The organism is cf. Phormidesmis sp. LEGE 11477 (genome assembly GCF_015207105.1).
Classification (GTDB): domain Bacteria; phylum Cyanobacteriota; class Cyanobacteriia; order Phormidesmidales; family Phormidesmidaceae; genus Phormidesmis.
On record NZ_JADEXO010000025.1, the window covers coordinates 20,478 to 32,824 of the forward strand.

The 12,347-nt window shown below is 49.0% G+C and carries 8 protein-coding genes; 6 read left to right on the forward strand and 2 right to left on the reverse strand.

Annotation, left to right across the window (positions count from 1 at the left end; genetic code table 11):
* Window positions 1-237: 237 nt before the first annotated feature.
* Window positions 238-2,607, reverse strand: coding sequence for a phosphoribosylformylglycinamidine synthase subunit PurL (gene purL / locus IQ256_RS09660; RefSeq protein WP_193855337.1), 2,370 nt, complete (start codon window positions 2,605-2,607; stop codon window positions 238-240).
* Between the two features lie 232 nt (window positions 2,608-2,839).
* Here purL and IQ256_RS09665 point away from each other — a divergent pair, with 232 nt between their 5' ends.
* Complete coding sequence (locus tag IQ256_RS09665) at window positions 2,840-3,139, forward strand: 2Fe-2S iron-sulfur cluster-binding protein (RefSeq protein ID WP_193855338.1); 300 nt, start codon at window positions 2,840-2,842, stop codon at window positions 3,137-3,139.
* 93 nt (window positions 3,140-3,232) lie between these two features.
* On the opposite strand, the gene IQ256_RS09670 is transcribed toward IQ256_RS09665, so the two are convergent.
* Window positions 3,233-4,057, reverse strand: a complete 825-nt coding sequence (locus IQ256_RS09670; protein ID WP_193855339.1) for a WecB/TagA/CpsF family glycosyltransferase — start codon at window positions 4,055-4,057, stop codon at window positions 3,233-3,235.
* A 1,215-nt stretch (window positions 4,058-5,272) separates the two neighbouring features.
* Between IQ256_RS09670 and IQ256_RS09675 the strand changes: the two genes are divergently transcribed.
* The 5 genes from IQ256_RS09675 to crtC all read left to right on the forward strand — a co-directional run bounded on the left by IQ256_RS09675 (window position 5,273) and on the right by crtC (window position 12,033).
* A complete protein-coding gene (locus tag IQ256_RS09675) occupies window positions 5,273-6,739 on the forward strand; it encodes an SLBB domain-containing protein (RefSeq protein WP_370623398.1) in 1,467 nt (488 codons plus the stop codon).
* 14 nt (window positions 6,740-6,753) lie between these two features.
* Window positions 6,754-8,955 carry a polysaccharide biosynthesis tyrosine autokinase gene (locus tag IQ256_RS09680; RefSeq protein WP_193855340.1) on the forward strand — a complete coding sequence of 734 codons (2,202 nt, stop codon included), beginning with the start codon at window positions 6,754-6,756 and terminating at the stop codon, window positions 8,953-8,955.
* A 300-nt stretch (window positions 8,956-9,255) separates the two neighbouring features.
* Window positions 9,256-9,873 carry a PTPA-CTERM sorting domain-containing protein gene (locus IQ256_RS09685; RefSeq protein WP_193855341.1) on the forward strand — a complete coding sequence of 206 codons (618 nt, stop codon included), beginning with the start codon at window positions 9,256-9,258 and terminating at the stop codon, window positions 9,871-9,873.
* Between the two features lie 551 nt (window positions 9,874-10,424).
* A complete protein-coding gene (locus IQ256_RS09690) occupies window positions 10,425-11,045 on the forward strand; it encodes an HpsJ family protein (RefSeq protein ID WP_193855342.1) in 621 nt (206 codons plus the stop codon).
* 70 nt (window positions 11,046-11,115) lie between these two features.
* Window positions 11,116-12,033: a cyanoexosortase C gene (gene crtC / locus IQ256_RS09695; RefSeq protein ID WP_193855343.1), complete on the forward strand. Its 918-nt coding sequence runs from the start codon at window positions 11,116-11,118 to the stop codon at window positions 12,031-12,033.
* Window positions 12,034-12,347: the final 314 nt, after the last annotated feature.

Here is a 12,347-nt window from a genome sequence, read left to right on the forward strand (position 1 = left end):
TGAAATAGCTGGGCTGTTGCAAAAACTCTGGCGACAAATGGCGGGCAAAACCGCTTATAAAGCTCACTTGTCGGATAGTTAAAAACCGACTATTAAACGGCATTTAACTATTTTAATATTTCTTTAATCTCTGCTCAAATCCTATCACTCTCTGTGGAAAAGTCTGGGCGGAATAATGACGAAGCCCGCACTTTTTTCCAAAGAATACTTCCGTACATTTTCGATTTCGTAGATTTTCTATGAAGTAGTCAAGGCGTTGGCGATCGCATTTCCCCAGCGATTCTCAATCTCTGCCACCGCTATTGAAATCAGAGCAATCTCTGACTCAGCCAACCTCATCTCTAGCGGCTGCTGGCGATCGCCGACCGTACCAATCTGATAGCACTCAGCCAAATTGTCTCGACAATACGCTTCCCAATCAGCCTGATCGGCCTTTGCAACTGAGACCAAAATCCTAGCGCCACCTTCACCAAAAAGTAGGGTATCTAGCCTCAAGCTGCCCGGTGCCAAGGTGACCTTTGCGCCTCTATTACCACTGATGCAGGCTTCTGCAAGTGCGATCGTCAGTCCCCCTTCCGCACAGTCGTGCGCCGATCGTATCCACCCTTGCCGAATACCGTAACGACAGGCTGATTGGACCGCCAGCTCTAGATCGATATCGACAGTCGGCGGCTTTCCAGCTACCGTTTGGTGGATCTGCTTGAGGTATTCAGATCCGCCTAGTGTCACCGCGCCTTCCCTAGTCTGATCAGAGCTGACACCGAGTAAATAGATCAGATCACCCGCCGAGCGCCATCCCTGAGCGCAAACCTTAGTCAGATCTGGAATCAGGCCCACCATGCCAACGACGGGCGTTGGATAGATCGGCTGTGGCTTGCCCTCACTGTCTAACGTTTCATTGTACAAAGAGACATTTCCACCCGTCACAGGCGTCGAGAATTTTCGACAGCCTTCTGACAGACCTCGGCAGGCCTCAGCGAGCTGCCAGTAGCCAACAGGTTTTTCAGGACTGCCAAAATTGAGATTGTCGGTCACGGCAACGGGTTCTGCCCCGACGCAGCTCAGGTTTCGGGCAGCTTCTGCCACTGCAGCTAGGGCCCCTTCGTACGGATCTAAATAGACATAGCGGGCGTTGCAATCGACGGTCGCCGCCAAGCCCGCATTCGCTTCTGGGTCTGGGTTAATTTGCGACCTTAACCGAATCACCGCCGCGTCGGCACCCCCTGGCATCATCACCGTATTGTTCTGCACCTGGTGGTCATACTGCCGATACACCCAGCGCTTTGATGCGATCGTTGGCGTCGCCAGTAAATCCAACAGCACCTGATTCCAGCTTTTGCCACTAATGCCGTTAGCCGTCGCCTCGGGTAGCTCGCTCTCCTGCCAAGCCCAAGCTTTCTGGGCGTATTCCGGTGGTGATTCCATCAGCTCGTGCTTATAGATCGGCGTATTATCCGACAGTGCCGTCGCCGGAATTTCTGCAGCCACTCCCCCTTCAAACAAAATCCTGACAATCGGCTCCTCAATTACCGACCCTGCGACCACTGCTTGCAGTCCCCAGCGATGGAAAATGTCAATCAGTTCCTGTTCACGACCCGCGTGCGCCACAAACAGCATTCGCTCTTGCGACTCAGAGAGCAGATATTCGTAAGGCACCATCCCCGGCTCCCGCTCAGGAATTAGATCCAAATCCAGCTCAATGCCCACCCCGCCATTCGCCGCCATTTCTGCTGTAGAGCAAGTGATCCCCGCCGCGCCCATATCTTGGGCTGCCGCCACGCCACCCGTTTTGAACGCTTCTAAGCAAGCTTCAACCAAAGACTTTTCTAAAAAAGGATCGCCCACCTGCACCGCCGGTCGATTCGCCTCCGATTCGTCGCTAAGTTCTGCGCTAGCAAAACTGGCTCCGCCCATGCCGTCACGCCCAGTCGTAGAGCCAACGTATAGAACCGGATTGCCGACCCCCACCGCGCCTGATTTGACAATCTCGTCCGTTTCCATCAGGCCAATCGCCATGGCATTCACCAAAGGATTACCGCTGTAGGCCCGGTCAAAAGCGACTTCTCCGCCCACAGTCGGCACGCCAAAGCAATTACCATAGTGAGCAATACCCGACACAACGCCCGTAAAGATCTGGCGGGTACGTGCATCTTCCAAGCTGCCAAACCGGAGGGAATTGAGCGCTGCAATTGGACGAGCACCCATCGTGAAAATGTCACGCAAAATGCCGCCCACGCCGGTCGCCGCGCCCTGAAAAGGTTCGATCGCAGACGGGTGATTGTGCGATTCAATTTTGAAGGCGACTTGCATACCATCACCGACATCGATCACGCCAGCATTTTCGCCAGGGCCAACGAGGATGTGATCGCCCTCGGTGGGAAACTGGCTCAGCAAAGGCCGCGAGTTCTTATAGCAGCAGTGCTCTGACCACATCACCCCAAACATACCGAGCTCAGCCCGGTTGGGATGCCGACCTAGCCGACTGACAATCTCGTCATATTCATCTGGCTTCAGTCCTTCTGAGGCGATGTCTTCGGGTAAGCAGGCTTCAGATGAACGGGCTTCAGGCGAAGAGGCTTGGGATGAGCGAGCCGCAGAGATTGCCATAAGTTCTAACTATTGAAGTGGGGGTTAGCTGTCGGTTGTCAGCTACTCATTCTATCGCTCAGACCTATTGCTGATGAGGGAAGCCCCGCGAATTTTTGTTCAGCGCAGCAATCAGTATATATTGTTACAAGAGTGTTACGAGAGCTTAAACAAACTTTTCATACAGATAGTACTCGCGATCGCTAACTACTCTATCGATTCACACTCTATTGATTCACCTTGAGGGTTTTCCATGGCAACTTATAACGTTACGCTCGTCAACGAAGATGAGGGCATCAACGAAACGATTGAAGTCGCAGACGATCAATACATCATTGAAGCAGCCGAAGACGCAGGCATCGATCTGCCAGCATCTTGTCGGGCGGGATCTTGCTCTAGCTGCACTGGCAAGCTGGTGTCTGGTTCTGTCAACCAAGAGGACCAGGTCTTTCTAGACGACGACCAGATGGAAGCAGGCTTCGTACTCACCTGCGTAGCCTATGCGACTTCTGATTGCACCATCCAAACGCACCAAGAAGATGCTCTCATCTAGTCTTTCTTGACCAGAGCAATCTTTTTCTTCTGAAAGCTAAGTCCTACGCCATCAATCAACATCTGTAAAAGAGGGCGTAGGACTATTTCAATACTAACGATTACCAGCAACCACCTGTTTCAACGCTAGATACAAGAAAGGTGGAATAGTACTAATGTAGCGCCTCGAAAGACGACGCGGCTCTTGAACGAGGCGATATAGCCACTCCAATCCCAAGTTCCGCACAAAGCGAGGAGCCCACCTCACCTCACCCGCAAAAACAGAGAAAGCGCCGCCTAACCCAATCATGACAGCATTGACCTTGCCTTTGTGGTAATACATCCAGCGTTCTTGCTTAGGACATCCAAACGACACTAGAACGATACCTGCCTTACTATTGTTGATCTGCTCGATAATGGCTCGATCTTCATCAGACGTCATTGCTCTGAACGGTGGCGACACCATGCCAGCAATTCTCACGTTTGGATACTGCGCGTTGATTCGGGATCGAATCCGCGACAGTGTCTTTGGCTGTGATCCCAGAAAGAACAAACTCACTGGCTGATGCTTTGATCTTTCACATAGGCCAGTCAAAATATCCATACCCGCCACACGATCCTGGTTGCTTAGCTTCAACAATCGCACCATCCAGGCAAGCGGCATACCATCAGGCGTTATCATATCCGCCTTATCGAGCACCGCAGCAAAGTCTGTGTGCCAGTGGCCTTCCATTAGCATATGGACATTGGCCACGCAAACCACCTTACTCAAACCATCACTAGCCCACTGTAGAATTCTTTCAATATGTCCTTCAAAAGACAGTGTGCAGACATCAAAATCAACCACATTTTGCGTAGGGACAGTATCGGATAATTCCTTTAGACCACTAGAGCGAAACGTAGAGGTACGAGACGTTTCAGGAGAATGAGTGTAAATCATAATAGCGACAGAAATAGGAATAAAACTACAAACTAAGGAAAGAACCTTAGATAAATGTCATAACTGCGTGGTAGGAAATACCTTTACAGTATTCATCCTAAAGCAGTAGTAGAAAAGCGTTAACAGAAATTGGAAAGATGCTTCGCGAAATGGAAAGGTCTTTATGGAACAACGCGAACTCCACTCCTAAACAACAGCTCTGCAAAAGAGCTCGGGGAAAGCAACCGCGCTTCAACGGAGCACTCTTTGTGCTACCACCTTGCACTATCACCCTTTGCGCTATCGGTAGCTATCAACAAAAGTGCCTAACGATTAGAGCTCTTACATCAAGCGAACCGCAAGCGTATGTGGGTGCATCGTGCTCTAGCACTAGAAGCATAGACTCTACCTTTCTCCCTACCTGATCTTTCAAACAAACTTCAAATAAAGCAGTTGAGGAGAATGTTACGATTGGATGACTTCAACCTTTTTCTTCAGCCATATGGAGAGTCAAAGAAGCCGAAGTCTATGCAATCACTCCAATTTTCTTGTAACAGCTTAGAAACTTCTGTTACAAAATCAGGTCAGGACGGAGTCTATTATCTCCAGCTTCCCCCGGTAAGACCTGCTGAGATAGCACTCATTGAGAGAGTTGGAGCCATTTCTCGGCTATTAAAACGCTAGAAGCTTGATTCTTTTGTATAGCGTCTATAGTATGCACTTACCTCTTGCTGTAGAGTGTTACAGATGTTACGACTGATCACATTCCCTGCAACTGCAGGCAGTTCCCTGTAGTACTCGCACAGCAATACCATGCGGGCATCACCGGACTAAGAATTGCATAAATCCTTTTCCTAGTAATTTTGCAGCAGCCTGCCAGACGTCGATACACACCTATCAAAACTGGATATCCGAGCCCTGCAGCGAATACCACTCATCAAATAGTACGTATATGTGACCGTGCTGACAATACAGAGCAACCTACTTTAGAAGGATATTCATCAATCTTTCATACAAAGCTACGGTGATCGCCTGAAAAACGTCGTAAGTTATACAGGTATTTAGGTGAAAGCCGCTACCTACGTTTGCTTAATGATGAAGGCTTCGTGAGGCTATCAGGGTACGTCTTCATTTTTCCTGATTTGTATTGGGTTGAATTGAAGAGCGTGTTTTGTTGGTCTGGTGAGATTTATGCAGCTTTTGGCCTGATTGAAAACGCCGTTTGGTATCCCCACCGTGTCTCGTGGTCCTTTTCAGCTTCTACTCGCAGCCGTCGCATTTTTAGGAATTACACCTAGTGTGCTAGCTGCTCCGCTTAGCTTCCCTCAAGTTGACAACACACCTGCTCGCAACATTTTAATGCCTCCTGCAACGGGCGAGACTCTACCTGAGCCCCCCAGAGGCGACTATACGCTAGGGACAGGAGATATTGTACAGATAGATATCTTTCGAGTACCCCAATACAGCGGTGAAAGACAGGTACTAGTTGATGGGACGCTCAACCTGCCGCTGGTGGGTGCTATAGATGTGAGAGGGCTCACCCTGCCAGAAGCAGCCGCACGACTTTCCGAGGCATATGGTGAATTCCTACGAAGACCTATCATTACTGTCAATCTGAGCTCAACTCGTCCGGTACAAATTGCGATCGCAGGCGAAGTCAACAGCCCAGGTGCCTATGCGATCGCCGCCCAAGGCACAGTCCTTCCTCGGCTAACCCAGCTACTAGAAACCGCAGGCGGAACCACCCAAACGGCAGATATTCGTCAGGTGCTGGTGTATCGCCGTCAGCAAGACGGCACCTACCAAACCCTAGAAGCCAACCTATGGCAGCTAATACGCAGCGGCGATCAGGCTCAAAATCTCACCCTACGAGACGGCGATTCTATCTTTGTGCCCACAGCGATGGTGCCTTTAGAAGAGTCGGCACTGCTAGCAGATGCCAGCTTTGCCAGTAACGTGAACCAGCCGATTAATATTGCCATCATCGGCGAAGTGTACAGGCCAGGACCCTACACGCTACAGGGCGGCCAGGCAAGAACCGGCAATGCGGGCACACCGGGGTCTTCGGGCGGTGGCAGTGGTGCGACGACGGTTACAAGGGCGCTGCAGGTAGCCGGCGGAATCAAGCCGCAGGCGGATATTAGAAGCGTGCAGGTGTCTAGAGCCACTAGAGCAGGTGCGCCCCAGGTGTTTGAGGTTGATCTGTGGCAGTTGCTACAGTCGGGGAATCTACAGCAGGATGCCATTTTGCAAGAAGGCGATACGGTCTTTGTGCCGGCTGCCACCGCACTCAATCCCGAAGAAGTACCCGAGCTGGCGGCGGCTAGCTTCTCTCCCGATTCTATCCGGGTCAATATTGTTGGCGAAACAGAGCGGACTGGCACGCTAGAATTAGAGCCAAATACGGCGCTGAGTCAGGCAGTTCTGGCAGCAGGCGGATTTAACAACAGAGCGAATGAAGCCGAAGCGGAACTGATTCGGCTTAACCCGGACGGAACCGTGACCCGGCGAATAATTTCTGTCGACTTCGACGAAGGCATCAACGAGGAATCCAACCCGCTGCTGCGAAATAACGATGTAGTTGTGGTAAACCCATCGTTCTTAGCAGACGTCGATGATACTGTTGGTTCTATTCTAGGGCCAGTGAGCCGGGTGATCCAGAGTATTTTCTTACCGTTACGGCTGTTGAACGTTCTTGATTAAGGAGTGGGCATAAAATGACACTAGCGACATCACAATCAAGAGGCGCAGCAGATATCTCAGATGCGGCTCTCGAAGACTTAGAGGGCGGGCTGAATATTGCTTCGATTGGGAAAGCTTTGCTGCGTAAGTGGTGGCTAATTGCCACTATGACCGTTCTGACGACTACGCTAGCAGGAGTAAGAGTGCTCTCAAGCACGGCAGTTTATCGAGCGCAGTTTGAGCTTTTGATCCAGGCCGGGAGTACAGAAACAGAAATTATTTCAGATGTACCGGATACGCTAACCGCTCGCCCGGAGCAAGTCACCAATACCGATCTGCTGAAACTGCTGACGAGTCCAACGGTGCTTCAGCCTGTGATCGATGGCATTCGCGATCGCTATCCCGGCTACTGTCCGCCGCTGACCAGTGCCTTCGAGCAAAACTACGATCCCTGTTACAACCGCTTAGCTTCGCAGCTTAGAGTCTCTCCACTGGGCAAGGGGTCTAACATTGTTCAAGTTTCCTTCCAGTCGCCAGACCTGCAGATAGTGCGAGTCGTTTTAGATCTGGTATCCGCAGCCTATCTAGACTACAGCCTAGAATCTAGGCAAGCGGATATCAGGCTAGGACTAGACTTTGTAGAAAAGAAGATTCCTGATTTGAGAGAAAGGGTCGATGATTTTGCCGGACGGCTGCAATCACTGCGACTAGAAAATAACCTGATAGATCCCGGTTCTCGAGGTGGTCAGCTCACGGGCCAAGCAGCGACATTTGCCCAACAGCAGCTTGAGGTGCGATCGCAGCTCTCTCAAGTACAAGACGCCTACGCTAATTTGACTCAGCAGCTTGCCAATCCTAGAGTGCAAGCTAGTTCGTCTGCCTTAGCACAAAATCCCCGCTACCAGAGGGTGCTAGATGAATTGCTTGCCCTTGACGCAGCAATTGCAGAAGCCTCTACCCTTTATCTAGAAACCAGTCCAGAAATGGAAGTACTTCTAGAAGAACGGGAAAATCTACGCAACCTGCTAGCCGAACAGGGTTTGCAGACACAAGAAGAGCTACAGACGCAGATTCGTGAATTGACCAGCAGAGACAGGGCGCTGACAACGGCGCTCAATGAAATTAATAGCAATATCGACAATCTCTCTTTTATCTCTAGAGACTACACAGATATTGAGCGAGAGCTACAGATTGCAACTAATAACCTAAATCAGTTTCTGGCCAAACGAGAGGCGCTGCAGATCGATGCGGCCCAAGGGGAGCTTCCCTGGGAAATTGTCACCCCGCCAACTACACCGCGATCGCAGCCAGAAAGCCTTCCTCAGAATCTAGTTTTAGGTGCGATACTAGGCATTCTTTTAGGCGTCGCCTCAGCGCTATTGTTCGATAGAGCAACTGGCGTTATCTACGGTGATACTGATATTAGAAAGACAACCAGGCTGCCGATATTAGCTAGAATACCGAACAACCGAATTTTGAACGGAACTGGTGCCCAAGAGAGTGTCACCGAATCTCTACAATATGTAGGTGCCAATATTAAAGACAGTGCTGCTGCCGTCATCACAGAAGATGCACCTATAAATGTCACTGACAGGGATCAGTCCATTAGCTCCGAGCAGACCAACGGACAGTCTCGGTCCTATCAGAGCGATCCTTTCTCCGAAGCCTTCCGATTACTATTCACCAATTTAAGACTTCTAGATTCTGACAATCCCCTGAAATCAGTTGTGATTACGTCAGTTATGCCAGAAGAAGGCAAATCAACCGTCGCCATCTATCTAGCCGAAACCGCTGCCGCGATGGGTCAACGTGTATTGCTCGTCGACGCGGATCTGCGAAACGCTAGCATTCATCAATATCTAGAGCTACCCAACGACCTTGGATTAACGAACCTTTGCTCAGGCGATTCTAACTCTGCGGCCATCCAAAAGCTTTCTACAGAGCCGAATATGTATGTCCTCTGCTCAGGCTCTATTGCCGTCGAGCCGGCCCGATTGCTATCTTCTCGCAGCATGGCTCAAGTCATCGATAGGCTTCAATCTACATTTGATCTGATTATCTTTGATACACCGCCGCTATTAGGTCAATCGGACGCCTACCTGGCGTCAAATCACGCAGATGGTGTGCTATTAGTCACTCATCCTGGCAAGCTCAGACAGCCACTGTTAGATAGAGCAATGGAACAGTTGAAGATTGCAAATATCAATGTACTAGGTGTGGTTTCTAGAGAAAGTTAAGCCCGACTGCTGGTAATTGGTCGTATTCCAAAGTTTCTATGAAGATGTTAGTGTTTACCTACATAGAACAAGTTTTATAGATAATAGTAAGTATCGCTAGTATAATTACGTAAGGTTTTGTCTTCAAATTGAATAGCCCTACATAAGGTCTCCATATTGAGTCCTTTATGGTGTTTATACGAGTATGGGTGTATCTAGGCTTTTGTGTATTTTCCACTGAAAGTAGTTTGTCACCTTAGGCAACCGCACAAAGCACGTAAGTCTATAGTCTAAGAAAGCAGTATACGTAGTGAAAAAATAATGAAAAGAAAACTTTTAGTCAGTAGTGCACTCGCAGTAGGTGCAGTTCTAGCATCAGCATCTTTCTCAGCCTCGGAAGCAGCAATCTTTCGAGGTAGGCTCGCTTTTGATCAGGATAGTGCTGAGCCTCAGGGTGACTTCATCGAGAATGTTTCCAGCTCAGGCATAGACTTCGTTGGTGGGGCTACTAGTGAAGTAGATTCGTCTAGTACTGAAGATTTCGCTACTTTGATTGGCAACACGGTGTTTCTAAACGATTTGGTCTTAGATGGTGCTGGAAACTTGCTGGGTGGCCCGCAAGTGCTTTTCTCTGTTGATTCAGGCCCATCTTTTACTGCAACTAGCGTCTCCAATGTTTTGTTTAGCCCTGTTGGACCTAACGATTTGTTTGCAGCCGATCTTCGTGGTTTCTTCACGAGTGGACCGAATAATACGGCTGTCAGTCCTTCGAGTGTTGTCATAGCGCTTAACGGTGGTGGCAACCCAGTCCAGTCTGACTTCCTAAATTACTCCTTCACGACTGTTCCCACGCCTGCTTTGCTACCAGGCTTGATTGGAATGGGCGTTGCTGCCCTGCGCCGTCGCAAGGAAGAAGAGTTGGAATCGGCTGAATCCTAGAACTCACCAATCGAATGAGAATGCTTGCTGCCGCTTCGGCTCCGTGGTCTAAGTGCTGTTGTAGTTAAAGATTCTCCTTTAAAGATCCCTTGCGCTCTTATTCGGGCATGAGGGATTTTTAAGGATCGAGGATTAAATAGTTTGTCCAAGCTACTGCTTCTTGTCACCCTCAGCCTAACCCTCTTCCAAAGGGCGAGGGAGCTAGATCCGGCCCCCTTCTCCTCCGGGAGAAGGGTTGGGGATGAGGGCTCGGAAACTAACTGTACCTTTTATTTAATTCTCGCCCCTAAGTCATTCTTTAGCGGAATGGTATCAGCTAAATAGCTTCAGATAAGAGACAAACGCTCTGTGACGGCTTTTTAACAGTTTGTTGATGAAGCTAAAGCATTGATTGTATAAAAACATTCTTAATCAAACTTGCACTAATCAGAGTCGATGACCGACAAGCCTTATCCTACTATTAAATAAACTATTGCATTAGTTAATCAAGCTTCCATCAATGCAATCAATGCACTTCCACTAATACAGCTAACTTACTCTTTGTATTTAACATGACTAGTATCCTGAAATCTCGTCAACCTAGCTCAGGACAGCCGCTTGCCTATGAGAACAGCGGTTTGGCCAAAAGCATTTGTACTGTTGTCGGCATTGCCTGCGTTGGCGGCTTCATTGTCGATTTGTTAGTGCTGAGTACGCCGCCTAATCCATTAGCTTTAGAATGGCGCATTGGCTTTCTTCAGCAGGCGGGCGATCGCAGCATTGTCTTTTTCTTTGGTGTTGCCCTTTTGCTCTACAGCATCTTTGACAATCGTCGACTAAAGAGACCGTTTTCTCTCTTTTGCCTGGTCGTGGGCGTCGCCATGCTGCTTTCTTCTGGATTAGTTATTCGCGACAGTCTAATTCTTAGGAATCAAGCCTTTGAGGCAATCTCTACTCAAGAGCAACAGCTACAGGCGCAGATAGATGAAACAATTAGCAACCCGGAGCTAGCTGCTGAGCTGACACCAGATCAGCTACGTCAGGCCTCGCAAGAAATCTCTAGCCGAGCTCAAACGCTCAAACAAACCAGAGGGCAAGGCATTACAAAGTCAGGGATTGCTAGCTTGGGTAACTTAGTCGTTGTTGGCTTAGGCATGATTGGGCTAAGCCGAATTGGGTTGAAGCGTCGTTAGTGATGTATTGCTTCAGTACTAAATCGACAAACTTACGCAACGGCCTCAATGCGGAGAGGATATCTTTACCATGTTATGGAAACAAAAGCTTGGCAGCAATTTGCAAAGTTTGCTACAGCAGGCGCTACAGACTAACCAGGGCCGGTTTTCGCTATTAGGGCTATCTATTGGCTTGCTGTATCTGCCAGCTTGGCTTGGCTACCTAGTTCCTCGAATACTCAAAGGCAAGATAGGCTGGTTTTTGATAGCTAGCATGTTGTTTTTAGCGGGCCTGGAGCTATGGAGCAAGCGAAAAGTTCTAAGGCAGCTAGAATCGGCTGAAGAGGACCGACTGCTGGGCTATCTACTAATCGGCTCTAGCGCGATTCTTTTTCCATTTTGCCGCTTTGCGATCTGGCCTCAGTCTCTACTCTGGTTATTGATACTTGTCGGCATCGTCTTTAGCCTTTGGGGCGCAGCTTTTTTTCGGCTGTTTCTGATGCCAACGTTCTTTATTAGCCTTACGGTATATCCCCGGATAGGTCTGATATCGCGTTTCCTATGGGAGTTTTTTGTTCCTCATCAGGGTTTGGAAAAGGCTATGGCCTGGGGGGCAACGCTGGCAATGCAGAGCGTAGGGTTTCCTGCCGTCAATCAGGATATATATATCACTTTTCCTGAAGGGGCAGTCGAAGTGGGGTGGGGCTGTAATGGCTTGGACATGGCAATTACCCTGGCCGCCGCTGGATTGTTCATGGGGATTTTGTATAAGCAACCTAGGAATCAAATGATCGCCTTGATTTCTATGGCAGTGGCGATCGCATTCCTTGCCAATATCCCTCGGCTAATGTTGGTCACCATTGCAGAGATATATTGGGGGCCAGAGTGGTTTAAGTTCTGGCATGGCTTCTGGGGAGGGCAGATATTCTCAGGCGTGCTGTTTACGATCTACTATTACGTAGTGGAAGGTCTGGCCAAAAGTAAATCCACGAAGGTAAACGACAACTGACGCTAGTTGAATATAATCTCGAACACGATATATATAAAGACTTTGATATATCAGGCAGCTAATCATTGACAGGTAAGGCTGCGTACGGGACTATGTGCTGTATAGGTGTATTCTAACTAATTGTGACTTCTTGTCAAGCTGCCCTGTTGAACCGAGTGCTCATGCTCTGACTCTTGTTAGTTGTCAGATCAGGTAACTCTCAAACATGTTAGAAAGGGGGCGTAGAAATTTTCACCTTTCTTACGGCTGGTTATAGAAAGTTCATGATGGTTACTGTCCAAGTGGATACTCTTTACTATCCTGCGCGACAGAAA

Coding starts and splice junctions, on each gene's coding strand:
- purL (WP_193855337.1), bottom strand. CDS start 2,607: ATGGCAATCTCTGCGGCTCGCTCATCCCAAGCCTCTTCGCCTGAAGCC.
- IQ256_RS09665 (WP_193855338.1), top strand. CDS start 2,840: ATGGCAACTTATAACGTTACGCTCGTCAACGAAGATGAGGGCATCAAC.
- IQ256_RS09670 (WP_193855339.1), bottom strand. CDS start 4,057: ATGATTTACACTCATTCTCCTGAAACGTCTCGTACCTCTACGTTTCGC.
- IQ256_RS09680 (WP_193855340.1), top strand. CDS start 6,754: ATGACACTAGCGACATCACAATCAAGAGGCGCAGCAGATATCTCAGAT.
- IQ256_RS09685 (WP_193855341.1), top strand. CDS start 9,256: ATGAAAAGAAAACTTTTAGTCAGTAGTGCACTCGCAGTAGGTGCAGTT.
- IQ256_RS09690 (WP_193855342.1), top strand. CDS start 10,425: ATGACTAGTATCCTGAAATCTCGTCAACCTAGCTCAGGACAGCCGCTT.
- crtC (WP_193855343.1), top strand. CDS start 11,116: ATGTTATGGAAACAAAAGCTTGGCAGCAATTTGCAAAGTTTGCTACAG.